The organism is Streptomyces sp. NPDC016677, assembly GCF_055562815.1.
This window is the reverse complement of the sequence record NZ_JBVHEO010000007.1, coordinates 86710-110367: the sequence shown is the minus strand read 5'-3', so window position 1 is coordinate 110367 and position 23658 is coordinate 86710. Positions and strand designations below refer to the sequence as shown.

The 23658-nt window shown below is 74.8% G+C and carries 23 protein-coding genes; 14 read left to right on the top strand and 9 right to left on the bottom strand.

The window, feature by feature from the left end:
• The first annotated feature begins 85 nt into the window (after positions 1–85).
• Entirely contained in the window at positions 86–1705 is a 1620-nt protein-coding gene (locus tag ACZ3IG_RS20670; RefSeq protein ID WP_467433828.1) for an ABC-F family ATP-binding cassette domain-containing protein, read from the top strand.
• Between the two features lies 1 nt (position 1706).
• Here ACZ3IG_RS20670 and ACZ3IG_RS20665 read toward each other — a convergent pair whose 3' ends face one another.
• Positions 1707–2831, bottom strand: coding sequence for a baeRF2 domain-containing protein (locus ACZ3IG_RS20665; RefSeq protein ID WP_467433827.1), 1125 nt, complete (start codon positions 2829–2831; stop codon positions 1707–1709).
• A gap of 58 nt (positions 2832–2889) precedes the next feature.
• Between ACZ3IG_RS20665 and ACZ3IG_RS20660 the strand changes: the two genes are divergently transcribed.
• Entirely contained in the window at positions 2890–3177 is a 288-nt protein-coding gene (locus ACZ3IG_RS20660) for a DUF6158 family protein (protein WP_215168434.1), read from the top strand.
• Between the two features lie 75 nt (positions 3178–3252).
• On the opposite strand, the gene ACZ3IG_RS20655 is transcribed toward ACZ3IG_RS20660, so the two are convergent.
• The 3 genes from ACZ3IG_RS20655 to ACZ3IG_RS20645 are packed head-to-tail and all read right to left on the bottom strand — an operon-like array spanning position 3253 to position 4661.
• Positions 3253–3795 carry a type 1 glutamine amidotransferase domain-containing protein gene (locus tag ACZ3IG_RS20655; RefSeq protein ID WP_467433826.1) on the bottom strand — a complete coding sequence of 181 codons (543 nt, stop codon included), beginning with the start codon at positions 3793–3795 and terminating at the stop codon, positions 3253–3255.
• Positions 3796–3847: 52 nt separating this feature from the next.
• Complete coding sequence (locus ACZ3IG_RS20650; protein WP_467433825.1) at positions 3848–4258, bottom strand: CBS domain-containing protein; 411 nt, start codon at positions 4256–4258, stop codon at positions 3848–3850.
• A gap of 10 nt (positions 4259–4268) precedes the next feature.
• The gene (locus tag ACZ3IG_RS20645) at positions 4269–4661 is read right to left on the bottom strand and encodes a DUF2795 domain-containing protein (RefSeq protein WP_467433824.1); all 393 of its coding nucleotides are present in this window, start codon (positions 4659–4661) and stop codon (positions 4269–4271) included.
• Between the two features lie 184 nt (positions 4662–4845).
• Between ACZ3IG_RS20645 and ACZ3IG_RS20640 the strand changes: the two genes are divergently transcribed.
• Together ACZ3IG_RS20640 and ACZ3IG_RS20635 are read left to right on the top strand one after the other, a co-directional pair.
• On the top strand, positions 4846–5046 hold the full coding sequence (locus tag ACZ3IG_RS20640) for a hypothetical protein (RefSeq protein ID WP_467433823.1): 201 nt from the start codon (positions 4846–4848) through the stop codon (positions 5044–5046).
• A 21-nt stretch (positions 5047–5067) separates the two neighbouring features.
• Entirely contained in the window at positions 5068–5955 is an 888-nt protein-coding gene (locus tag ACZ3IG_RS20635) for a universal stress protein (RefSeq protein WP_467433821.1), read from the top strand.
• Positions 5956–5971: 16 nt separating this feature from the next.
• Here the strand turns inward: ACZ3IG_RS20635 and ACZ3IG_RS20630 are convergent, their stop codons facing one another.
• Both ACZ3IG_RS20630 and ACZ3IG_RS20625 read right to left on the bottom strand, forming a co-directional pair.
• Complete coding sequence (locus ACZ3IG_RS20630) at positions 5972–6436, bottom strand: Crp/Fnr family transcriptional regulator (protein ID WP_467433820.1); 465 nt, start codon at positions 6434–6436, stop codon at positions 5972–5974.
• 144 nt (positions 6437–6580) lie between these two features.
• Positions 6581–8374 carry a thiamine pyrophosphate-requiring protein gene (locus ACZ3IG_RS20625; protein WP_467433819.1) on the bottom strand — a complete coding sequence of 598 codons (1794 nt, stop codon included), beginning with the start codon at positions 8372–8374 and terminating at the stop codon, positions 6581–6583.
• A 332-nt stretch (positions 8375–8706) separates the two neighbouring features.
• Between ACZ3IG_RS20625 and ACZ3IG_RS20620 the strand changes: the two genes are divergently transcribed.
• The 4 genes from ACZ3IG_RS20620 (at position 8707) to ACZ3IG_RS20605 (ending at position 13322) form a co-directional block, all read left to right on the top strand.
• Positions 8707–9504 carry an RNA polymerase sigma factor SigF gene (locus ACZ3IG_RS20620; protein ID WP_467433818.1) on the top strand — a complete coding sequence of 266 codons (798 nt, stop codon included), beginning with the start codon at positions 8707–8709 and terminating at the stop codon, positions 9502–9504.
• Between the two features lie 169 nt (positions 9505–9673).
• Positions 9674–10744 carry a hypothetical protein gene (locus tag ACZ3IG_RS20615; protein WP_467433817.1) on the top strand — a complete coding sequence of 357 codons (1071 nt, stop codon included), beginning with the start codon at positions 9674–9676 and terminating at the stop codon, positions 10742–10744.
• Between the two features lie 278 nt (positions 10745–11022).
• Positions 11023–12267, top strand: coding sequence for an aminotransferase class I/II-fold pyridoxal phosphate-dependent enzyme (locus tag ACZ3IG_RS20610; protein ID WP_467433815.1), 1245 nt, complete (start codon positions 11023–11025; stop codon positions 12265–12267).
• On the top strand, positions 12264–13322 hold the full coding sequence (locus tag ACZ3IG_RS20605; protein WP_467433814.1) for an MBL fold metallo-hydrolase: 1059 nt from the start codon (positions 12264–12266) through the stop codon (positions 13320–13322). Before ACZ3IG_RS20610 ends, ACZ3IG_RS20605 begins: the two co-directional genes overlap by 4 nt.
• A 33-nt stretch (positions 13323–13355) precedes the next feature.
• Here the strand turns inward: ACZ3IG_RS20605 and ACZ3IG_RS20600 are convergent, their stop codons facing one another.
• Positions 13356–13979, bottom strand: a complete 624-nt coding sequence (locus ACZ3IG_RS20600) for a DedA family protein (RefSeq protein WP_467433813.1) — start codon at positions 13977–13979, stop codon at positions 13356–13358.
• Complete coding sequence (locus ACZ3IG_RS20595; RefSeq protein ID WP_467433811.1) at positions 13976–14749, bottom strand: MBL fold metallo-hydrolase; 774 nt, start codon at positions 14747–14749, stop codon at positions 13976–13978. The genes ACZ3IG_RS20600 and ACZ3IG_RS20595 overlap by 4 nt, the downstream gene beginning before the upstream one ends.
• 83 nt (positions 14750–14832) lie before the next feature.
• Here ACZ3IG_RS20595 and ACZ3IG_RS20590 point away from each other — a divergent pair, with 83 nt between their 5' ends.
• From ACZ3IG_RS20590 to ACZ3IG_RS20565, 6 genes are all read left to right on the top strand, one after another.
• A complete protein-coding gene (locus tag ACZ3IG_RS20590) occupies positions 14833–15234 on the top strand; it encodes a hypothetical protein (RefSeq protein ID WP_467433810.1) in 402 nt (133 codons plus the stop codon).
• Between the two features lie 128 nt (positions 15235–15362).
• On the top strand, positions 15363–17582 hold the full coding sequence (locus ACZ3IG_RS20585) for an alkaline phosphatase family protein (protein WP_467433809.1): 2220 nt from the start codon (positions 15363–15365) through the stop codon (positions 17580–17582).
• A gap of 84 nt (positions 17583–17666) precedes the next feature.
• Complete coding sequence (locus ACZ3IG_RS20580; protein ID WP_467433808.1) at positions 17667–19028, top strand: amino acid permease; 1362 nt, start codon at positions 17667–17669, stop codon at positions 19026–19028.
• Positions 19029–19104: 76 nt separating this feature from the next.
• Positions 19105–20166, top strand: coding sequence for an ATP-binding protein (locus ACZ3IG_RS20575; RefSeq protein WP_467433806.1), 1062 nt, complete (start codon positions 19105–19107; stop codon positions 20164–20166).
• Positions 20163–21959 (top strand): vWA domain-containing protein, encoded by a 1797-nt coding sequence (locus ACZ3IG_RS20570; RefSeq protein ID WP_467433805.1) that lies wholly within the window; start codon positions 20163–20165, stop codon positions 21957–21959. Before ACZ3IG_RS20575 ends, ACZ3IG_RS20570 begins: the two co-directional genes overlap by 4 nt.
• A 54-nt stretch (positions 21960–22013) precedes the next feature.
• The gene (locus ACZ3IG_RS20565) at positions 22014–22439 is read left to right on the top strand and encodes an OsmC family protein (protein ID WP_403542742.1); all 426 of its coding nucleotides are present in this window, start codon (positions 22014–22016) and stop codon (positions 22437–22439) included.
• 101 nt (positions 22440–22540) lie between these two features.
• Here ACZ3IG_RS20565 and ACZ3IG_RS20560 read toward each other — a convergent pair whose 3' ends face one another.
• Positions 22541–23569 (bottom strand): PLL family lectin, encoded by a 1029-nt coding sequence (locus ACZ3IG_RS20560; protein ID WP_467433804.1) that lies wholly within the window; start codon positions 23567–23569, stop codon positions 22541–22543.
• Between the last annotated feature and the right edge of the window lie 89 nt (positions 23570–23658).

Here is a 23658-nt window from a genome sequence, read left to right as displayed (position 1 = left end):
TTTCCTGCCGCCGGCGCGGGCCGCCCGCGGGCCCGCGCGGAAATGCGGTTGCCCGGCAGGGGACCGTACCGGGGACAATCGCCTCATGGGTCATCTCGAAGCAGCGCACCTGGAGTATCACCTGCCCGACGGGAGGACGCTGCTCGGCGACGTCTCCTTCCGCGTGGGGGAGGGCGCCGTCGTGGCCCTGGTCGGCCCCAACGGGGCGGGCAAGACCACCCTGCTGCGCCTGCTCTCCGGTGAGCTGAAGCCGCACGAGGGCACCGTCACCGTCAGCGGCGGCCTCGGCGTCATGCGCCAGTTCGTCGGCTCCGTACGGGACGAGACGACCGTGCGCGACCTGCTGGTCTCCGTCGCCCCGCCCCGGGTCCGCGACGCCGCCCGCGCCGTCGACACCGCCGAGCACGCCGTGCTGACCGTCGACGACGAGGCCGCCCAGATGCGGTACGCGCAGGCGCTGTCCGACTGGGCCGAGGCGCGCGGCTACGAGGCGGAGACGCTGTGGGACATGTGCACCACCGCCGCGCTGGGCGTGCCGTACGAGAAGGCGCAGTGGCGGCAGGTGCGCACCCTCTCCGGCGGCGAGCAGAAACGCCTCGTCCTGGAGGCGCTGCTGCGCGGCACCGACCAGGTGCTGCTCCTGGACGAGCCGGACAACTACCTCGACGTCCCCGGCAAGCGCTGGCTGGAGGAGCGGCTCGCCGAGACCCGCAAGACCGTCCTCTTCGTCTCCCACGACCGCGAGCTGCTCGCCCGCGCCGCCGAGCGCATCGTCTCCCTCGAACCGGGCCCGGCCGGCGCCGACGCCTGGGTGCACGGCGGCTCCTTCGCCACGTACCACGAGGCCCGCCGCGAGCGCTTCGCCCGCTTCGAGGAACTGCGCCGCCGCTGGGACGAGAAGCACGCCCAGCTGAAGAAGCTGGTGCTGAACCTGCGGCAGGCCGCCTCGGTCAGTCACGAGATGGCCTCCCGCTACCACGCCGCCCAGACCCGGCTGCGCAAGTTCGAGGAGGCCGGACCGCCGCCCGAGCCGCCGCGCGAGCAGGACATCCGCATGCGCCTCAAGGGCGGCCGGACCGGCGTACGGGCCGTCACCTGCGAGAACCTCGAACTGACCGGCCTGATGAAACCCTTCGACCTGGAGGTCTTCTACGGCGAACGGGTCGCCGTCCTCGGCTCCAACGGCTCCGGCAAGTCCCACTTCCTGCGCCTGCTGGCCGGCGAGGACGTCGCGCACACCGGGCTCGTCAAGCTCGGGGCGCGGGTCGTCGCGGGCCACTTCGCCCAGACCCACGCCCACCCCGAGCTGCTCGGCCGCACCCTCCTGGACATCCTGTGGAAGGAACACGCCCAGGACCGGGGCGCCGCCATGTCCCGGCTGCGCCGCTACGAGCTGACCGGCCAGGCCGAACAGACCTTCGAGAGGCTCTCCGGCGGCCAGCAGGCCCGCTTCCAGATCCTCCTGCTGGAGCTGCAGGGCGTCACCGCCCTGCTCCTGGACGAGCCCACCGACAACCTCGACCTGGAGTCCGCCGAGGCGCTCCAGGAGGGCCTGGAGTCCTTCGAGGGCACGGTCCTCGCGGTCACCCACGACCGCTGGTTCGCCCGCGCCTTCGACCGCTACCTGGTCTTCGGCAGCGACGGCCGGGTCCGGGAGACGCCGGAGCCGGTGTGGGACGAGCGGCGGGTCGAGCGGGCGCGCTGACTCACCTCCAGCGCAGCAGCGCCCCCAGCCCGCCCACCGGCGTGTCCTCCCGGTCCTCCGTGTCCGGCAGCGCCGGCAGGACCGAGATCGCCGGGGCGCCGGTCATCACGGCCGAGCGCAGCAGCGCGTCGTCCGCCCGCGCCGACCAGGAGTTCTGCTCGCCGAGGGTCTTCAGCTCGGTGCGCCGCACCGCGAGCTGGTCGGCGTCCTCGCCGATCCACACCTCGCGGTGGGTGTCCGGCCCGTCCGGGATGACCAGCAGCTCGTCGATACGGTGTTCCCGCGCCGCCTCGACCAGCGCCGGCACGCCCTCCACGGCGGCGGCCCGGCCCTCGCCGTCCGGGGTGCGGGCGGCCAGGAACCGGTCCAGGTCCTCCTGGGCCCGCGCGGTGACATGCTCCTCGCGCAGCCGCTGCACCTCCTCGTCGAGCAGCCGGCTCCCGGTGCCGTGCGCGGCCTCCGCCACACGGCCCTGGAGCCGCTTCGGCAGCCGCTCGTGCACGGACCGGCACTCCCGGCCGTCGCCGACCAGGATCAGCAGATCGGCGCCGGTCTCCTCCTGGCACACGGCGAGCGCGTCGGCGATCTCCGCCGCGTTGTGCTCCCAGGTGTTCTCCACCCGGAGCTGGAAGTGCCGCTCCGACCAGTCGACGGAGCTGGTGCGGTGCACCGGCCACTGCCGGCCGGTCACCCCGCCCGCGTCCGAGCCGCCCAGCGCGGAGCGCAGCTCGAAGTCGGCGCCCTTGCGGTCGATGTAGGCCACCACGCACACCGCGTCCTCACCGGCCAGCTCCAGCAGCGGCGACACCCGCGGCAGCGGTGCCCAGTGGACGGTGGTGCCGCCCTGCGGCGGACGGGCCAGCGGGGTGTCGAGGACCACCTGGCCGGCGTGCACGAACAGCGCCCGGCCGTGCGGGTCGGTGGCGTGCCGCAGGCTCTCCACGGCCTCCCGCGCGGCCCGGCAGGTCGCCTCGTCGGCGCCCTGCTCCGCCAGTTCCTGGGTCACGGCCGCGGCCATCAGGTCCCGGGCGTGCGCGGTGTCCTCCGCGTTGCGGGACAGATCGACGTACACGGAGGCCCAGGGGCCCTGGTGTTCATAGAGGGGGTGCAGAAACGCGAGATCCATGGGTCCCTCCCGGATACCGCTCGGGGGTGGTGTGTCACCGGGCGGGTACCCGGCCCGCATGAACGAACACGACACGCGGGACGGCGCCATGACCGGAGTGGACCCGGGTCGCCTGGACGACCAGCAGCTCATGAAGGAGCTGGAGACCATCCACCGCACGCGGCACGACACGCTGCTGTACGGCTCGAACGACGCCCTGCGGGCCCACAACGAGCGGATGGCGCAGCTGGAGGGCGAGTGGCTGCGCCGCAATCCGCGGCGCCCGGTCGCCGCGGGGCGCACCCGGGAGGGGGCGCGGGAACGCGAGTGCGGGGAGTCGGCGACGCCCCGCACACCCAGTACCTGACAGAACCGGGCCGGGTGGCCCGCCCCCGCACGGGGCGGGCCACCCGGCCCGGTTCTTCGCGTGCTCGGCCGCGGGTCAGCCGCCGGCCTTGGCGAACTCCGCGAGATACGTCTCGCAGAACGCCTTCAGATCGTCCGGCTTACGGCTGGTGACCAGGGTGTTGGGGCCGTGGTCGCACACCTTCACCTGCTCGTCGACCCAGGTGCCGCCCGCGTTGCGGATGTCGGTCCGCAGGCTCGGCCAGGAGGTCAGCACCCGGCCGCGTACGACGTCGGCCTCGACCAGCGTCCACGGGGCGTGGCAGATCGCCGCCACCGGCAGGCCCCGGGCGAAGAAGTCCTTCACGAACGCCACGGCACCCTCGTCGGTGCGCAGGAAGTCCGGGTTGGCCACGCCGCCCGGCAGCACCAGCCCGCCGAAGGAGTCCGCCGACGCCTGGCCGGTCACCTCGTCGACGGGGAAGGTGTCCGCCTTGTCGAGGTGGTCGAACGCCTGGATCTCACCGGACTGCGTCGACACCAGGACGGGCTCGTGCCCGGCGTCCTTCGCCGCCTGCCACGGCTCGGTCAACTCGACCTGCTCCACGCCCTCGGGTGCCATCAGAAATGCGATGCGCATACGGCTTCCTGTCCTTTCTCGTCCGTCTGTCTGTCTTCCGTCTCTCTCACGCTCATGTCCGTCGGCCGAGGTCGCCGGGGCCGCCGACGTCGCCGAGGTCGCCGAGGCTCACCAGGCCGACCGGGAGGCCGTTCTCCACGACCGGCAGCCGGCGCACCGCCCGCTCGCGCATCAGCGTCAGCGCCTCCCGGGCCGGCAGCCCCGGGGCGACCACCAGCGGATCGCGGGTGCAGACGGCACCGACGCCCACCGTGAGCGGGTCGACGCCCTCGGCCACGGTCCGCACCGCGATGTCGCGGGCGGTGAGCATCCCGACGACCCGCTGCCCGTCGGCCACCACGACATCGCCGATGCCGTGGTCGCGCATGAGCCGGGCCGCCTCCACGAGCGAGGCCCCCGGGCGTACGGCCACCACACCCGGGGTCATCACGTCCTTGACGTACTCGCCCGTGTGCCCGTCCATGGCGCGCCGGTCACGTCTCCCGGGAGCGGGGCGGCCCGGCGAGGGCCTCGGCCAGCTCCTGGACGGTGGTGTAGCTCGCCTTGTGCGGCAGTGCCTCGACCCGCTCGACCAGGGACTCGGGCGCGTTGCCGCGCCGCAGTCCCCGGGCCAGTTCCCGCGCGCTCGCCGGGAACGACCCGCGGGTCAGGTTCCGGGCCAGTTCCAGCCGGAGCGACTCCAGCAGGGACGGTGCGCGGCTCGGTGTCACCGGGCCGTACGCCACCTCCGGGTCGTCCTCGGCGATCGGCTCGGGGTCGTGCCACTCCTCGGTGCGGGTGGGGTGCCCGGACCGCAGCAGTCCCTGCAGTTCGTGCTTCATCTCGTCGTCACGGTGGGCGCTCAGCCGGTCGCTGCCTCGCTGCATGTCTCCCTCCAGGTCCTTCGGGGTGGGCACCGCGTACCCGGCAGGCGGAGGGCGACACGGATTCACCCGCGCGGAACCGGACCGATTTGTCGCCCCGGCGCACGGCGGGTTTGCGCGGCCGGCAGCGGGAACCCGGCCGGTAGCCCCCCCGCGCCCACCCTCCCCGGGAAGGACGGACAGGACCATGGTGGTGCTGTTCACTGTGCTCATCCCGCCCCTCATGCTCGGCGTGGTACTGGCGCTGGGCCGCTACGAGGAACTGCTGCTGCCGGCCGCCGAACCGGCACCCGAGGGCCCCGAGGCGGCCCCGGCCGTACCGGACGCCAGGAAACAGGCCGGGCCGCGGGGACCCGGCCCCGGTGAGGAACTGTCCTCCGCGGCCTGACGGCGGCGGGAGGTGGGCACCATGCCCGGCACCATCATCGTGGGTCTGGACGGTTCGGCCGAGAGCCGGGCCGCCGCGGCGTGGGCGGCCCGCGAGGCCGGCCTGCGCGCACTGCCGGTGCGCCTGGTGCACGTGTGGGAACCGGTGCCGGAGCCGATGGCGGCCCCGCCGGCCGGCCCCCGGGAGGGTCTCGTGCGCGAGGCCGCCGAGGGGTTGCGCCTGAGCCACCCCGGCGTCGAGGTGACCGCCGAACAACGGGCCGGCAAGGCCGTGGACGAGCTGGTGGACGCGGCCCGGGAGGGCGCCACCCTGCTCGTCCTCGGCTCCCGCGCCCTGAGCGGGCTCAGGGGCTTCCTGGTGGGCTCCGTCGGGCAGGCCGTGATCGCCCGGACCACGACGCCGGTGGTCGTCGTCCGCGCCGGGGAGGAGGCCGCCGGCGAACACCTCCCCGACCCGGCGGGCCCGCCGTCCGAGGCCACCGCGTTCCGGCCGGTCGTGCTGGGCCTGGACACCGACCGGCCTGACGACACGCTGATCGGCTTCGGCTTCGAGGAGGCACGGTGCCGCGCGACCGCCCTGCACGTCGTGCAGGGGTGCGGCCCGGCCCCCTACCACGGCTACGGTCTGGACGCCGGCGCCTGCTCCGACGACGGCCTCACCCGGCAGCGGGCCGCCCGGCTCGGTCAGGTGCTGCTGCCCTGGCGGCACCGGCACCCGGACGTGGAGGTCGTCGAGATGTCCCGTACCGGCAGCCCCGCCGAGCGGCTGCTGGACGCCGCCCGCGACGCGTCCCTGACGGTCGTCGGCCGCCGCGTCCGCCGCAGCCCGTTCGGCGCGCACATCGGTTCCGTCACCCACGCGGTACTGCACCACGCCACGGTCCCCGTCGCCGTGATCGCGCACGACTGACCCGGACCGGCCCCGGTCACAGCCCGCTGCCGCTCCCGCTGCCGCGGGGCCCGTAGAGGTCGAGCAGCCGGACGCGGGCGGCGTGCAGCCGGTGGGCGACCACGCCGCCGACCCGGGCGGCCACCGCACCGCCGGACTCGGCGTCCCCGGCGCACAGCTCGCGCACCGCGTCCGCGTCGAACTCCCAGGCCCGGACCGGGCTCAACGCCTCGCCGGCCAGGCGCCACCGCTGCGGCGGGAAGTGCCAGGAGCAGCCGGCCAGTTCGCCGTGGCCCAGCGACTCGATGACGGCGGCCCGCCGGCCCGGTACCCGCAGGTCCAGCGTCACCGTGCCGGTGCGGATGATCCAGAACCGGTCGGCGCGCCCGCCCTCTTCGCACAGCCGGGCGCCCGCCTCGACGGACACCGTGCGGCCGAGCCGCGTCGGCCGCACGCTCCGGCCGGCCGGGAAAGCCGTGGTGAGTGTGGTGGTGGAGGCCATCTCGGGTTCCTTTCGTCCGGCGCCAGTCCGGAACCGCGCGGACGGGCAGGACACGGGCCGTTCGGCACGCCGCCGCCGAACGGCCCAACCCTGGAACGCCGGCCCCGGGCCGCCCCGGACAGCCGGCCAGGGGGCGGCCGTCTCCTACTTCTTCTCCCGCCCCGGCAGGAACTCCTGCACCTTCGACTTGAAGCCCTGCTTCACCACCGACCCCCTGTCCGCGTCGCCCTTGAGGATCGCGGAGGCGGTGGCCTCCAGCTGGTCCCAGGTGGCGTGCGGCGGAACCGGCGGCACCGCCGGGTCGGTCAGGAACTCCAGCACCGCGGGGCCGTCCGCCGCCAGCGCCGTCCGCCAGGCGCCCTCCACGTCCTCGGGCTTCTCCACCCGGAGGCCGGTCAGCCCCAGCGAGCGGGCGAAGTCGGCGTAGCGCACGTCGGGCAGCTCCTGCGAGGGCAGGAAGGACGGGGCGCCCGCCATGGCCCGCATCTCCCAGGTGACCTGGTTGAGGTCCCGGTTGTTCCACACGGCCACGATCAGCCGCGGGTCCTCCCACAGCTCCCGGTACTTGGCCGCCGTGATCAGCTCGGCCATCCCGTTCATCTGCATCGCGCCGTCCCCGACCAGCGCGATGACGGGCCGCTCCGGGTGGGCGAACTTCGCCCCGATCGCGTACGGCACCCCGCACCCCATCGTCGCCAGCGTCCCGGAGAGCGAGCCGCGCATCTCCCCGCGCATGGTCAGGTGCCGGGCGTACCAGTTGGCGGTGGAGCCGGAGTCGGACGTGACGACGGCGTTCGGCGGCAGCAGCGGGTCCAGGGCGGCGGCCACGTACTCCGGATTGACCGGATCGGCGTCCAGCGCGGCCCGCCGCCGCATGGTGTCCCGCCAGCGCGTGACGTTGGCGCACACCGTGTCGTACCACTCGCGCCCCCGGCCGCCCTCGATCAGCGGGATCAGCCGGTCCAGCGTGGCCCTCGCGTCACCGACGAGGTTCACCTCGTACGGGTAGCGCATCCCGATCATGTGCGGGTCGATGTCGATCTGCACACCGCGCGCCTTGCCGAACTCGGGCAGGAACTGGGAGTACGGGAAGGAGGAACCGATGGTCAGCAGGGTGTCGCAGTCCCGCATCAGCTCGTAGGACGGGCGGGTGCCGAGCAGGCCGATCGAGCCGGTGACGTAGGGGAGTTCGTCGCTGAGGACGTCCTTGCCGAGCAGCGCCTTGGCGACGCCCGCGCCGAGCAGTTCGGCGAGCGTCTCCACCTGGTGCCGGGCGCCGGCCGCGCCCTGGCCGACCAGGATCGCCACTTTGTCACCGGAGTTGAGGACCTCCGCGGCCCGCCGCACCGACTCCTGCGACGGAACCGCCGTCCAGGAGCCGCGGTCCAGGCTGGACGGCACCATCTTGAAGGCGTGCGTGGGCGGCGAGTAGTCCAGCTCCTGTACGTCGCCGGGGATGATGACCGCCGTCGGGCAGCGCCGCGCGTAGGCGGTGCGGATCGCCCGGTCCAGCACGTTCGGGAGCTGCTCGGGCACGGTCACCGTCTCCACGAACTCCGAGGCGACGTCCTTGTAGAGCGAGTGCAGGTCCACCTCCTGCTGGTACGAGCCACCCATCGCGGTGCGGTGCGTCTGACCGACGATCGCCAGCACCGGCACATGGTCGAGCTTGGCGTCGTACAGGCCGTTGAGGAGGTGGATCGCGCCCGGCCCCGAGGTCGCCGCGCACACCCCCAGCCGGCCGCTGAACTTGGCGTAACCGACCGCCTGGAAGGCCGACATCTCCTCGTGCCGGGACTGCACGAAACGCGGCTGGTCGCCGGAGCGGCCCCAGGCGGCGAGCAACCCGTTGATGCCGTCACCCGGATATCCGAACACCTGGTCGACGCCCCACTCGCGCAGTCGCTGCAGTACGTGGTCGGAGACTGTGGCACCCATGGGCGGACCTCCCGGAAGTCGGTGCGGGCGATGTCGGCGGCAGTCGTCCGAGTCACCCCGGCGACCGGCCGGAAACCTCCCGTACGTTTGCCGGGCGGTCCGCGGGGCAGGCGCACCCCCAGTGCTTCGGACAGGAGGCACGCCCGTGGGAGCGGCGCGACGCCGCCCACGGCGGCATCCGTCCGTACCCCCGGACCTGCTCCCGCGGTGACCGCCGACCTCCAGGGTCGTGCCGTCGCACCGGCGTCCGTCCCGCGTCCCCCGGCCGTACCGGACGAACCGCCGCCGGACGCTTCGGCGGACCCCGCACTCCGAGGGAGTTGCGACGCACCATGCCGATCCGAGTTCCCGCCCGGCCCCACCCGCACGACGACGCCCCCGACACCGCGGCCGCCTTCCGAGAACTCGCCGCGCTCCCGGACGGGCCGCGCCGCGCCGCGCTGCGCGACCGGATCGTCGAGGCCTGGCTGCCCATGGCCGAACGGCTCGCGGGCCGCTTCCGCAGCCGCGGCGAGAGCTACGACGACCTGCGCCAGGTCGCCGCGCTCGGGCTGGTCAAGGCCGTCGACCGGTACGACCCCGAGCTGGGCAACGCCTTCGAGAGCTACGCCGTCCCGACCGTCACCGGCGAGATCAAGCGGCACTTCCGCGACCACATGTGGACCCTGCACGTGCCACGCCGGGTCCAGGAGCTGCGCAACCGCGTCCGCCGCTCCGGGCAGGACCTGTCCCAGACCATCTCCGGCCGCGGCCCGACGGTCGCCGAGATCGCCGCGCACGCCGACCTCAGCGAGGACGAGGTCCGGGAGGGCCAGGCGGCCCTGGAGAGCTTCACCGCCCTCTCCCTGGACGCCGGACTCACCGGCGACGAGGACGGCTACGCGCTCGGCGACGTCCTCGGCGGGCCCGACCCGGCGCTGGACACCGTCGTCGACCGCGAGGCCGTCAAGGAACGCCTCGCCGCCCTGCCGGAACGCGAACGCGCCATCCTCTACATGCGGTTCTTCGACGACATGACCCAGAGCCGGATCGCCGAGCAGTTGGGCATCTCCCAGATGCACGTCTCCCGGCTGATCAGCCGGTGCTGCCGCCGGGTGCGGGAACAGGTGCTGCGGGAGACCGAAGGGTGAGGCCGCGGTCCGGCCGGGCAGGGCCGTGAAACGCGGTCCGTCACCCGCCCGGGCGCCGCGGTCCCGCGAACGGAGCAGGGCGGCGCGCGGGCCGGTGCCGGGCGGGCTGTGATGGCGGAGGGGGCGCGAGTGCCGTGCCCCGCAGCCGCCGCTCGAAGGAGCCCGCCCCATGCCCACCGGCCGCACCAAGGGCCGCGCCGCCCGCCGCCGCGCCGCCCGTGTTCTGACGACCGCCGCCCTGGCCGTCGCCGCCCTGGGGCTCGGCGCCGCGCCCGGCCTCGCGGTACCGGGCACGGGCGCGGCGGCCGTGCCGGTCGCCCGCGAAGAGGGCGCCGTCCCCGAGCCTCCCGACGACGAGGACCCGGGCTCCCCCGAGGAGGTTCCGGAGATTCCCGAGATCCCGGACGAGGAGGACGACCTTCCGGAGATCCCGGACGAGGAGGACGCCATCCCCGGGATCCCGGACGAGGAGGGCGACGTGCCCGGCATCCCCGGGGAGGGAGCGGAAGACTCCCCGGACCTCCTCCTCGGCGAGGGGGACCTCCGCCCGGACGAGGCGGCGGCCGGCTCCGGCGGGCGGGCCGGCGGGGAGCCGGGCGGCGCCGGTGAGGGCTCCGCCGGGGGGCGGGGTCCGGCCGGGAAAGCGACCGCCGAGGTCAGCCCGGCCACGGTCCGGCCGGGAGCCCACGTCACCGTCTCCGTCTCCTGCCCCGCCACCGGCGGCTCCGCCCCGGCCTTCCTGGACGCCACCTCGAAGGCGTTCGAGAAGGGCACCGTCAAGCTCCCCAAGGTCCCCGGCCACGCGGGCGGGACGGCCGCGACCGCCTACCGGGGCACGGCCCGGATCGCCCCCGCCGGGAACTCCGGCAAGGGCCCCGGCACGGCCGGCCACGACGCGACGTACACCGTCGACGGCACCTGCCCGGCGGCGCACGGCGGCAAGGGCCACCCGTGGAGCGCGAAGCTCACCGTGTCCGAGAAGGGCGGCGGCGAGCCCTGCCACGAACCCGAGAGGCCCGGCAAGCCCTGCCCGACCAGGCCGCCGTGCCCGGAGCCCGTACCGCACGGCGGGTCCTGCGGCGACACTCCGGTCCCGAACGGCGTGCGCGCGGGGCAGGGCGGCGCCTTCACCGACTCCGTGCCCGCCCTGGTCGCCGGCGGTGTCCTGATCGCGGGCGCCTGCGGCGCGGCCGTCCACCGGCTGCGCCCCCGCCGACGGCCGGCCACCGGGGGCGGCTGACCGTGCGTACCGGGACCGGCGTGAGGGCAGGCCGCCTGCCCTGCCGTCCTGCCGCCGCTCCGCCTAGCCCCCCGCCCCGGTACCGCCGCGTACCCCCGGCCCCTGCCGTCCCGGCCCGTCCTGGCCCGTCCCGCCCCGTCACCGGCCCGCGCTGTGATCCGCGCAACCCGCCCCCGGGGCCATGGCCGGCCGGTGCGCTGGGTACTCAGAGCACGACACGAGCGGGCCACCCCGCCCCGGCGACGGGGCGGCAGTGGAACTGACTGGCGGAGGTGCCCATGCGGCGGACGGTCCCGGAAGGACACGGCCCCGTCCGGTTCGGGCCGCCGCTGCCCGACGACGGCCTGCCCGTACCGGCCGAACTGTCCGCCGTCCTCGCCGCCGCCGCGGACCGCACCGGCCAGGACCCGGTCGGCGGCGCCCCCGCCCTGCTGGACGCGGCCGCCGGCCACTGGGACCGGCGCGGTCTGCCCACCGGGCCGGTCGACGTGGTCGCCGCCCCCGGCGCCCCGCCGCTGCTGCTGGCGCTGACCGCCGCGCTCGGCGGCGACGTCCTGGTGCCGCGCCCCTGCGCCGCCTGGTGGGCGCCGTACGCGCGGCTGCTGGGCCGGCCCGTCTTCCACGTCGCCACGCCGGCCGAGTGCGGCGGCGTACCCGATCCGTACGCCCTGCTGGAGACCGTGCGCCGGGTCCGGGCCGAGGGCGGTGACCCGCGGCTGCTGGTGCTGTCCGTCGCCGACGACCCCACCGGCACCGTCGCCCCGCCCGAGGTGCTGCACGAGACCGTCGAGGCCGCCGTCGGCGAGGGCCTGCACCTGGTCAGCGACGAGACCTGGCGCGACACCCTGCACGACCCGCACGACACCGTGCTGATCAGCCCCGCCGAGATGCTCCCCGAGCACGTCACCGTCGTCACCGACCTGGCCGGCGCGCTGCTCCCGCCCGGCTGGCCCGCCGCCGTCGCCCGCCTGCCCGCCACCGCCGCCGGAAACCGCCTGCACGCGCGCGTGCTCGACGTGCTCACCGCGCTCGGCGCCCGCGTCGCCGCCCCGGTCGCGGTCACCGCCGGGTACGCCCTCACCGAGCCCGAGCCGGTCGTCGCCCACCGGTCGGCCGCCGTCCGCCTGCACGCGCGCGTGGCCGCCGCCGCACACGCCGTCGTGACCGGCGCGGGCGCCCTGTCCCTGCCCCCGCGCGCCGGCCGGCACCTGTACGCCGACCTCGGCCCGCTGCGCCTCGCGCTGGCCGGGCGCGGCGTCGGCGACGCCCAGGAACTGGAGGACCACCTCACCGCACGGCTCGGCCGGCCCGTCCCCGGCGGCCACCGCTTCGGCGACGGCCTCGCCGCCCTGCGCGTACGGCTGTCCACCGGCCCCCCGCCGGGCGCCGCGGACGAGTGGCCCGCCGAGTGCCTCACCGGCCCCGATCCGCTGGAACTGCCCCAGGTGCACCGTGTGTTGAACGATCTGAAGTCGGTGTTCGACGATCTCCACGACGATCGGCGATGGGAGCACTCCCGATGACGCAGCAGTCCGAGCCGGCCACGGGCACGCCCACCCGGGAGCCCGCCGCCCCCGCGGCCACGACGCCCGGCCCCGCCCCCTTCCCGCCGCTCGCCGCCCCCCGCCCCCTGGCCGAGCGCCGGGTGTGGCCGCGCGCCTTCCACGACCGGCTGACCGCCCCGCTGCCCGGCCTGAGGGCCACCGCCCGGTTCGCCCGCGAGGGCGCCGTCAGACCCGGCCGGGAGGGGCTCGCCGACATCCCCCGGCTGCCGGTCGACCCCGGCCCGCTGCCCCGCGTCGGCGCCCACGACCTCGCCGTCACCTGGGCCGGGCACGCCAGCTGGATCGTGCGCGTCGGCGGGCTCACCGTCCTCACCGACCCGGTGTGGTCCCGCCGCATCCTCGGCACGCCCGCCCGGATCACCCCCGTCGGCGTCCCCTGGGACGCGCTGCCGCCCGTCGACGCCGTCGTCATCAGCCACAACCACTACGACCACCTGGACGCGCCGACCCTGCGCCGGCTGCCGCGCGACACCCCGGTGTTCGTGCCGGCCGGGCTCGGCCGCTGGTTCCACCGCCGCAAGTTCACCGTCGTCACCGAGCTGGACTGGTGGGAGGCGGCCGAACTGAAGGGCGTCCGCTTCGACTTCGTACCGGCCCACCACTGGTCCAAGCGCACCCTCACCGACACCTGCCGCAGCCTGTGGGGCGGCTGGGTGCTCACCGCCCCCGACGGCCGGCGGACGTACTTCGCCGGCGACACGGGGTACGGCCACTGGTTCTCCCGCATCGGCCGCCGCTACCCCGGCATCGACCTCGCCCTGCTCCCCATCGGCGCCTACGACCCCCGCTGGTGGCTCAGCGACGTCCACTGCGATCCGGAGGAGGCGGTCAGGGCGGCCCAGGACCTCGGCGCCCGCCGGATGGCCCCCATGCACTGGGGCACGTTCGTGCTGTCCGCCGAGCCCGTCCTCGAACCCCTCACCCGGGTCCGCGCCGCCTGGCGGCGGGCCGGTCTGCCCCGCGAGGACCTGTGGGACCTGCCGGTGGGCGCCTCCCGGGTCCTGGCCGGGTAGCCGAGCCCTCCAGGGCCGGACGACCCGGAGCCGCTACGCCTTGGCCGGCCCCCGCAGCCGCTTCCACACGCTGGGCGCCGCGCTGATCACCACCGTCAGCACGACCGCCGCGACCACGCCCTCCCACGGCTCCTTGAACAGGGAGCCGCCCAGGATGCCGATCAGCTGGTACGTCACCGTCCAGGCCAGGCAGGCCGGCAGATTGCCGCGGACGAAGCGGCGGGTCGGCCACTTGGCCAGCAGACAGGCCAGCATCACCGGGATGCGGCCCGCCGGCACCAGCCGGGACAGCACCAGCACCGCGACCCCGTGCTCGGCGAGCTTCTCCTGGGCCTGCGCGAGCCGGTCCTCGGGAGCACGCGAGCGGATCGCCTCCAGCCACCGCGAGCCGTTCTTCGACTTCATGCCGCGCCGCCCCAGCCAGTACAGCGAGACGTCCCCGAGGAACGCCGCCAGCGACGCCGTCAGGAACACCAGCCCCAGGGACATCGCCGTCTGGTGGAAGGCGACCACCGCCGCCGAACTGACCAGCACCCCCGTCGGCACCACCGGGACCAGCGCCCCGATCAGCACCAGCAGGAACAGCGACGGATAACCCAGTGCCTGCTGGGTGGCGTCCGTCGGGACGACCGTCGCGGCCGATCCGAGCCACGTCACCGGGCGGCCTCCAGCAGCACGCTCTCGCCGTGCCCGAGCCGGTGCACCGCCACACCCGGCGCGTGCAGCGCGGCCAGGCGCACGAACTCATCTCCCGGCGCATGGAATTCATGGGGGCGCACGGCGTCCATCCCGATGGGCCAGTACGTGCCGTAGTGCACCGGCACCGCGCTGCGCGGCGCCAGCCGGGCCAGCGCCTGGGCCGCCCGGCCCGCGTCGAGGTGCTCCTCGCCCAGATGCGGCCCCCAGCCGCCCACCGGCAGCAGCGCCGCGTCGACCGGCCCGACCGCCTCCGCCATGCCGTCGAACAGCCCGGTGTCCCCGGCGAAATACGTGCGTCCCTCGCCCTCGACGACATAGCCGAGGGCGGGGGAGCGGCGCGGCCCCAGCGGCAGCCGCCGCCCGTCGTGCCAGGCGGGCACCGCCCGTATGCGCAGGTCACCGATGGTGACCTCGTCGCCGGGCACGACCTCGGTGACCGACAGACGGGTCAGCCGGCGCAGCCCCGGCACCGTGCGGGGCGCCCCTCGCGGAACGAGCAGGCGCGTACCCGGCGCGAGCCGCGCGAGCGACGGCACATGGAGATGATCGGCGTGCAGATGGGAGACGAGCGTCACATCCGCCCGCCAGGCCTCGGGCGGGGGGAGCGCGCCCCGGCGCCGTCGCAGGTGGGCGAGGCGACGGGCGAACAGGGGGTCGGTGAGCACACGTATGCCCGAGTCCTGGACCGTGCAGGTGGCATGACCCCACCAGGTGACCTCCACCGGCACCTCTTTGCCTCCTTCGCGCGACTCCCCCGCAGCCTACGTCCAGGAGTAGTGTCGGCGGCGAAACCGGAGGTGAGGGGGACGCCATGGGACCGGTGAGAGTCACGGCGATCGCGAGTCTGACGCCGCTGGAGGAACTGGACGCCGACCCGTTCCTGGTGGACTCCCGCAGCCAGCACGCCATGTGCGCCCGCTGGGCCGCCGAGCACGGGTACGTCGTCGCCCGGGAACTGCTCGTCAGCCGCCTGCGGCCGGACCACGACGTCCTCTGGGACGGCGTCCGGCCCGGACACGACCTGTTCGTCGCGCCCAGCCGCCGGGTGCTGGAGAGCGCGCTCGCCTCCGTGGAGGAGTTCACCGCCCAGTGCGCGCGGCGCGGGGTGCGGGTGGAGACCGCCGGGCACGCGGAACCGTCGTACGACGCCCAGATGAAGGCGTGCGTGCACCGCAGGCTGTCCATGCCGACGGCCGGCTACGACGGCCGCTGACCAGCGGTCCGGCCCCCCGGCCCCCGAGGCCCTGGCCGGATCATTCCGTACCCGGACGCTGTGACACGCTGGAGAGCGGTCCGCGCCCGACGGCGGACCGGAACGTGAGGTGTGCGGAGCGTGAACCCGTGAACGGAGGGCGCTGGCGGCGGATCGCCAGTCAGATCGGCCGGAGCGTGACGGTGTGGGCCGTCTCCACGGTGACCATGCTGGTGCTCGCCGGCCTGCTGCCGGACTTCCAGCTCCAGTCCCCCGACGGGGACAGCGCGACCCAGATCGCCGTGACCGCCGCGTTCGGCGCCGGCGCCTTCGGTCTGCTGTCGGCGCTGGTGTGGCCGCTGCTGGTACGGCTGCTGCTGCTGGTGCCGGCCCTCGTCCTCGGCCTGCTGGTCTTCTTCCTCAACGGCGCGCTGCTGCTGGTCGCGCTCCGCGTCAACCCCGCCGCGCACGGCGCCGCCGGTCCCGAGACCGCGGTCGTCGTCGCCGCCGTGATGTCGGCCGTCGCCTCCGCCACCGGCGGCGCCCTCGCCGTCCGCGACGACGACGCCTACCGGCGCCGCCTCTACCGCCTCGCCGACCGCCGCCGCAGAACCGTCCCGCCCTGTCCCACCGGCCACGGCACCGTCTTCCTGCAACTGGACGGCGTCGGCCACGACGTCCTGAAGGCCGCCGCGGACCGGGGCACCATGCCCACCGTCGCCCGCTGGCTCGGCGACGGCACCGCCCCCGGCACCCACCGGCTCACCCCCTGGCGCACCGACTGGTCCAGCCAGACCGGCGCCAGCCAGCTCGGCATCCTGCACGGCAGCAACCACGACATCCCGGCCTTCCGCTGGTACGAGAAGGACACCCGCGAGGTGATGGTCTGCAACCGTCCCTCCAGCGCCGCCGAACTCCAGCGCCGCGCCGTCGAGCGCACCGGTGACGGCGGGCTGCTCACCTTCGACGGGGCCAGCCGCGGCAACCTGTTCAGCGGCGGCGCCGACGAACAGGCCCTCGTGCTGTCCATCGCGGTGCGCCGCCGCAGCCGGGAGACCCGCTCCCGCGCCGGGTACTTCGCCTACTTCTCCGACCCCGCCAACGCGGTCCGCACCGCCCTGTCGTTCGGCGCCGAGGTGGCCCGCGAGATCGGCCAGTCGCTGCGCGCCCGCGTCCACAAGGTCCGCCCCCGCGTCTCCCGCGGCGGCCTCTACCCGTTCGTCCGCGCCTTCGCGACCGTCGTCGAACGGGACGTCGTGGTCGCCGCGGTCATCGGCGACATGCTCGCCGGCCGCACCGCCGTCTACGCCGACCTGGTCGCCTACGACGAGGTCGCCCACCACTCCGGACCGCACAGCCGGGACGCCGAGAAGGTCCTCGCCCGCCTCGACCGCTCCCTCGCGCTGATCGAGAAGGCCGCCGAGCACGCCCCGCGCCCGTACCGCGTCGTCGTCCTGTCCGACCACGGCCAGAGCCCCGGCGAGACCTTCCGCGCCCGCTACGGCCTCACCCTCGCCGACCTGGTCCGGGCCGGCTGCGGGCTGCCCGTGCCGCGCAAGGCGCGGCGCACCCACAGCGGCGCCGAGGCCCGCAACACCGTGCGCGCGGCGATGGGCCGGCCGGTCGAGGAGGGCGGCGAGCAGCACCGCCCCTCGCGCCGCCGCTCCGAGCCGCTCGTCCTCGCCTCCGGCAACCTGGGCCTGGTCTCCTTCCCGGACGTCGGCCACCGCATGAGCCGGGAGGAGATCGACGCCCGCCACCCCGCGCTGCTGGCCACCCTCGCCAACCACCCCGGCGTCGGCTTCCTGCTGGTCCGCAGCGCGGCCCACGCGGGCGACGAGCACGACGGGCTGGTGCTCGGCGCGCGCGGCGTGGAGATACCCCTGGACCGGCTCGACGAGGATCCCGGCCCGCTCGCTCCCTTCGGGCCCGGCGCCGCCGACGCCGTACGCCGCACCCACTCCTTCCCGCACACCGCCGACATCATGGTCAACTCCTCCCTCGACCCGGCCGACGGCGAGGTGCTCGCCTTCGAGGAGCAGATCGGCTCGCACGGCGGGCTCGGCGGCGCCCAGTCCCAGGCGTTCCTGCTCTCCCCGACCTCCCTGACCCCGCCGGTCGCCGAGGGGGCGGAACTGGCCGGCGCCGAGCACGTCCACCGCGTACTGCGCCGGTGGCTGCGGGAGTCCGACGGGCCGCAGATACCGCTGGACGGCACACCGTCCGGGGCGCGGCCGGACGAGGCCCCGTTCGAGGTGCGGCTGAACGATGCGCCGTCCGGGGCGCATCTGGACGATTCACCGTCCCGGGCGCACGGAGACGCACCTTTTGCGGTGCCGGACGGGGTCGTACAGGACAAAAGCGCCTGATTTGGAGGGCCGCCCGGGCGTGTCCGACCATGGTCGGCGGCCCGGCGATCCCGGGCGGCATTTTCCAGAGAGGCGCACCACCCCATGCACGTCACCGGGACCGTTCCCCCGCCGGCCCCGCAGCGGAACCCCGACCGGCACACCCGCCGCTTCGGCCTCCCCGTCGCCACCGCCCTGGTCATGGGCAACATCATCGGCGGCGGCATCTTCCTGCTCCCGGCATCCGTCGCCCCCTTCGGCACGGTCAGCCTGCTCGCCTTCGGCGTCCTGACCGTCGGCGCGATCGCCCTCGCCCTGGTCTTCGGCAAGCTCGCCGCCCGCGACCCGCGCACCGGAGGCCCGTACGTCTACGCCCGCGAGGCGTTCGGCGACTTCGCCGGGTTCCTCGCCGCCTGGGCGTACTGGATCACCACCTGGGTCTCCAACGCGGCCCTCGCCGTCGCCGCCGTCGGCTACCTCGACGTGCTGGTCCCGGTGAACGACCACCGCTGGACCGCCTGCCTGGCCGCGCTCGTCCTGCAGTGGCTGCCCGCGCTCTCCAACTTCGCCGGCACCCGGTACGTGGGCGCCGTGCAACTGGTCGCGACGGTGCTGAAGTTCGTACCGCTGCTGCTCGTCGCCGTCGGCGGGCTGTTCTTCTTCGACGCGGACAACCTCGGCCCGTTCGACGCGAGCGGCGGCGGCGCCGTCGGCGCGGTCTCCGCCTCCGCCGCGATCCTGCTCTTCTCCTACCTCGGCGTGGAGTCCGCCGCCGTCAGCGCCGGCGAGGTCAAGGACCCCCGGCGCACCGTCGGACGCGCCACCGTGATCGGCACCGCGGGCGCCGCCCTGGTCTATCTGCTGGGCACCCTGTCGGTCTTCGGCACCGTCGCCCACGACCGGCTCGTCGGCTCCACCGCGCCGTTCTCCGACGCCGTGAACGCCATGTTCGGCGGCACCTGGGGCGGCTGGGCCGTCGCGCTGGCCGCGCTGGTCTCCATGACCGGCTGCCTCAACGGCTGGACGCTGCTCAGCGCCCAGACCCCGTACGCCGCCGCCCAGGACGGCCTGTTCCCGTCGGCCTTCGCCCGCAAGCGGCGCGGCGTGCCCACGGTCGGCGTCGGCATCACCGTCGTCCTCGCCTCCCTGCTCACCGTCTACAACTACGCCTCCGGCTCGGGTCAGGTCTTCGAGATCCTGGTCCTGGTCACCACCTTCACCGCGACCGTCCCCTACCTGCTGGCCACCGCCGCCCAGCTCTTCCACCTGCTCGCCGGCCGCCGCGACCGGGTGAACCGGGCCCGGCTGGTCCGGGACGCCGTGGTCGCGGCGGTGGCGGCGGCCTTCTCCCTGTGGCTGGTCGCCGGCGCCGGGTACGCGGCCGTCTACCAGGGCGTGCTGTTCCTCTTCGCGGGCGTGCTGGTGTACGCGGTGATGGCGGGCCGCCGCAAGGCCGCCGTGGGATAAATCGGCTGCGACCGGCTCCCCGGGCGCCCACACTGGGGACGGACCTTCTCCCCGACCCTCCCCAGGAGCCCCCCGCGTGCAGCCCGCCGTCACCGTCACCCCCGCCCGCCTTCCGGAACTGCTGCTCGGACTGGCCACGGTGCGGCCGGTGTTCCTCTGGGGCGCGCCCGGGATCGGCAAGTCCTCCCTGGTGCGGAGCTTCGCCGAGTCGCTCGGCCTGGAGTGCGTGAGCCTGCTCGGCACCCAGCTCGCGCCGGAGGACCTGATCGGCGTACCGCAGATCCGCGACGGCCGGTCGGTGTTCTGCCCGCCCGAGGTGATCGCCCGCGACGAGCCGTACTGCCTCTTCCTGGACGAGCTGAACGCGGCGACCCCGGATGTGCAGAAGGCGTTCTACTCGCTGATCCTGGACCGCCGGATCGGGAACTACGAGCTGCCGGCGGGCTCGATCGTCATCGGCGCCGGCAACCGCGCCACCGACAACGCCCTGGCCCGCCCGATCGCCTCCGCGCTGGTCAACCGGCTCACCCACGTCCACCTGGAGGCGTCCCCGAAGGACTGGCTGGTCTGGGCGGGCGAGAACGGCATCCACCCCTGGATCACCGACCACCTCACCGACCGGCCCGACCACCTGTGGTCCAAGCCGCCCAAGACCGAGGAGCCCTTCTCCACCCCGCGCTCCTGGCACATGCTCTCCGACGCCCTGCACTCCTTCGGCCGGGACCTGGACGAGGAGACCCTCAAGGTCCTCGCCCACGGCACCCTCACCCCCGCCCACGCCACCGCCTTCTGCGGCTACGTCAAGATCGTCCGCAGCCGGTTCGGCATCGACGCGATCATCAAGGGCGAGGCCCGCTGGCCGCACCGGCTCCAGGACCGCGACCTGCTCTACTACCTCGCCGACTCCTTCCGCGGCCGGCTCGTCAAGGAACTCCCCGCCGACAAGGAGCACATGTCGGCCGACGGCCGGCAGACCGCGTACCGCGCCAAGTCGCTGCTGGTGCAACTCGCCGAGATATCGGTCGAGGTCGCCCAGAGCGTCATCGCCTCCGACGCCGACGGCAACCCCGTCCTGCCCTCCTGGTTCCTGGTGGAGGCGGCCCGCGACATGCCGCGCCTGGTGGAGGCCCGCCGGTGAGCCGGCCGCCCGCCAAGAAGAAGAAACGGGATCTCGCGGGGGAGGCGTTCGCCGAGGGGCTCGGCCTGGTGCGGGCCAACCCGGCGCTGGCCGCCGTCGAGTTCACCGTCTGCCGCCGAGCGGACTGCGGCCTCGCGCCCCGCGACGGGCTGCTCCGCGTCGACTCCGACGGCGACCTGCACGCCCACCCCGACCGCATGGCCGACCCCGCCGACTGGGCGTGGGCCCTCGCGCACGCCGCCCTGCACCTCGGCTTCGGCCACGTGCCCGCCGCCAAGGGCGCCCGCGTCCAGCCCGACCGGTACGACCTCGCGGCGCGCTGCGTCGTCGTCAACCGGTTCCTCCAGACCTTCCCCGTGGGCCGGGCCCCGCAGGAACTGCCCCTGAGCTACCCGGACGGCGACGAGGAGCGGCTCGCCACGCTCTGGCGGCGCGACGGACTCCCCGCGGCCTACGAGCGCTGCGGCACCGCGGGCTCCGAGGCGGACCTGCTGCTCCTGCGCTGGGACGACTGGTTCGGGCCGCCCCCGGACCGGCAGCTCGCCTTCGCCACCGCGCTGACCCGGACCGTCTCCGCCGCGATGGACGTGGCGGGCGGCCGGCGCGCCACCCTGGACGGTGAGGCGCCCGCCCGCCGCCCCTGGGAGAAGGCGCTGAGCTGGTTCGTCTCCTCCTACCCCCTGCTCGGCGGCATCGCGGCCGGCGTCAAGCTGATCGCCGACGCCGAACTCACCCGCGCCCACGGCATCGCGGTCGCCGCCGTCGACACCGAGGCCGGTGAGATCTACGTCAACCCGCTGCGGCAGCTCGACGACGAGGAGTGGCGGTTCGTCCTCGCCCACGAGATGCTGCACGCCGCCCTGCGCCACGGCGACCGCGTCGGTGCCCGGGACCCCTTCCTCTTCAACGTCGCCTGCGACTACGTCGTCAACGGCTGGCTGGAGGAGATGCGGGTCGGCGCCATGCCCGACGGGCTGCTGCACGACCCGTCGCTGGCCGGCCTGTCCGCCGAGGAGGTCTACGACCGCATCGTCGACGACCCGCGCCGCGCCCGCCGTCTGGCCACCCCGCGCGGCAAGGGCGCCTGCGACGTCCTCGGCGCCCCGCTCGGACCGCCCCGCGACCACGTCGACCTCGACGAGTTCTACCGGCGCGGCCTCACCCAGGGCCTCGACCTGCACCAGGGCCAGGAGCGCGGCTTCCTGCCCGGGGGACTCGTCGAGGAGATCCGCGCGCTCAGCCACCCGCCGCTGCCGTGGGACGCCCGGCTGGCCCGCTGGTTCGACGAGTTCGTGCCGAGCCCGCGGCCGCTCAGGTCGTACGCGCGTCCCTCGCGGCGGCAGGCGGCGACCCCCGACATCCCGCGCGCCGGACGGTACTTCCCGCCCGAGGAGGTCGCCCGCTGCACCTTCGGCGTCGTCCTGGACACCTCCGGCTCCATGAACCGCGTCCTGCTCGGCAAGGCGCTCGGCGCCATCGCCTCCTACGCCGAGGCCCGGGACGTCCCCGCCGCCCGGGTCGTGTTCTGCGACGCCGCGCCGCACGACGCCGGGTACCTGGCCGTCACCGAGATCGCCGACCGGGTCCGGGTGCGCGGCCGGGGCGGCACCGCGCTCCAGCCCGGCGTCGACCTGCTGCACCGCGCCGACGACTTCCCGCCCACCGCGCCGGTACTGATCATCACCGACGGCTGGTGCGACACCCTGCGGGTGCGCCGGGAGCACGCCTATCTGATCCCCCGGGGCGCACGGCTGCCGTTCGCCCCCAAGGGGCCCCTCTTCCACGTGAGCTGAACCCGGGTGTGATCGGATAGGGGCGTACCCGTCCGAACCGAGAAAGGACCTGCCGTGGCCACCACGCGCTCCGCACACACCGTTTGGGAAGGCAACCTGTTCGAGGGCAACGGCGTTGTCACCTTCGACTCGTCCGGCATCGGCGAGCAGCCGGTGTCCTGGCCGTCCCGCGCCGAGCAGGCGAACGGGAAGACCAGCCCCGAGGAGCTGATCGCCGCCGCCCACTCGTCCTGCTTCTCCATGGCGCTGTCCAACGGCCTGACCGGCGCCGGCACCCCGCCCACCAAGCTCGTCACCTCGGCCGACGTCACCTTCCAGCCGGGTGAGGGCATCACCGGCATCCACCTCACCGTGGAGGGCACCGTCGAGGGCCTGGACAACGACGCGTTCGTCGCCGCCGCCGAGGACGCCAAGAAGAACTGCCCGGTCAGCCAGGCCCTGACCGGCACGACCATCACCCTGTCGGCGAAGCTGGCCTGAGCGGGCGCCGCCGCACCGGTGCCGTGCGGGACGCCCCCCGTCGGGCGGCCCGTACGGCACTCGTGTCACGCGGCCGGTCGCCCGCGGCCGGCGGCGGCCGGTCACTCGTACCAGTAGGCGGCCCCGATCCCCTCGTTCCGCCCGGTCCACCAGACCTCCATGCTGCCCGGGATGCGGGAGACCGCGGCGAACCCGTCGCCGGAGGCGGTGTTGTCCGGGGCGAGCTGGTAGCGGTTCCAGGGCTGTCCCTCGTACCAGTAGGCTCCCTCGACCGAGCCGTTGAGCCCGGCCCACCACAGCTCCATGCTGCCGGGGATGCGGGAGACCGACGCGAGGGCCGTCCCGCGGTCGGCGCTGCCGTCGGGAGCGAGCTGGTAGCGGTTCCAGGGCTGTCCCTCGTACCAGTACGCGCCTTCGACCGAGCCGTTCGGCCCGGCCCACCACACCTCCATGCTGCCGTCGACGCGGGACACCGCGGTGATGCCTCCGACGACGGACGCGCTGTTGTCCGGGGCGAGCTGGTAGCGGTTCCAGGGGTGGCCGTCGTACCAGTAGGCGCCCTCGACCGACCCGTTCCCGCCGGTCCACCACACCTCCATGCTGCCGGGGACGCGGGAGACGGCGGCGAGACTTCCGTTGACGGCGGCGCTGCCGTCGGGGGCGAGCTGGTAGCGGTTCCAGGGCTGTCCCTCGTACCAGTACGCGCCTTCGACCGAGCCGTTCGGCCCGGCCCACCACACCTCCATGCTGCCGGGGATGCGGGAGACCGACGCCAGGGCGGAACTGACTCTGGCGCTGCCGTCGGGGGCGAGCTGGTAGCGGGTCCAGGGCTGTCCCTCGTACCAGTAGGCGCCCTCGACCGAGCCGCTCGCTCCGATCCACCACACCTCCATGCTGCCGTCGATGCGGGACACCGCCGTGAGACCGCGTACCCGCGCGCCGGCGACGGGGGCGAGCTGGTAGCGGTTCCAGGGCTGGCCGTCGTACCAGTAGGCGCCCTCGACCGACGCGTTCGGTCCGATCCACCAGACCTCCATGCTGCCGGGGACGCGGGACACCGCCGCGACACGGGTGTCCGCGTCGGCGCTGCCCGCCGGCGCCAGCTCGTACCGCTGCCATGCAGCACACATGTCTGTTCCTCCTCCGTCGATGGATTCGTACGGAAAGTAGCAGTGTGGTCACCCGCCGTCAGTGGCGTGAAGTCGAGGGCGGCAGCGCG